This is a genomic window from Paraburkholderia sp. J67 (genome assembly GCF_905220265.1).
Taxonomy (GTDB): Bacteria; Pseudomonadota; Gammaproteobacteria; order Burkholderiales; family Burkholderiaceae; genus Paraburkholderia.
Genome location: NZ_CAJMZK010000137.1, coordinates 1 through 266, shown reverse-complemented (window position 1 = coordinate 266; position 266 = coordinate 1). Strand labels below are relative to the sequence as shown.

At 64.3% G+C, this 266-nt stretch carries 1 pseudogene; it reads right to left on the bottom strand.

Features of this window, described 5'->3' with window-relative positions:
- Window positions 1-266 (bottom strand): annotated as a pseudogene (locus tag U5782_RS41505) (electron transfer flavoprotein subunit alpha/FixB family protein); the annotation flags it as partial.

The window sequence follows — 266 nt, the reverse complement described above, 5'->3', positions numbered from 1 at the left end:
CGCTGTCTTGCCGTTGTCTGCCGCAGCTTCCAGCGTTTCGACGGCTGCGCTGCCGCCTTCTGCCGCGACTGCGTCGAATGCCGTCGTGCGGACGGTGATGACCTTGACCGGATCAGCCGATTGCACCGTTGCGATGGCGTTGCCAGCGTAGATCGGGCGCTCGAACGTATCGGCGCTATTCACTGCCGTGATGTCGCTGATCTGCGCGACGTCCAGCTTTGCGGCGATACGCGGCGTGACGTTTTTGCCCGCTGCGGTTGCCGGAG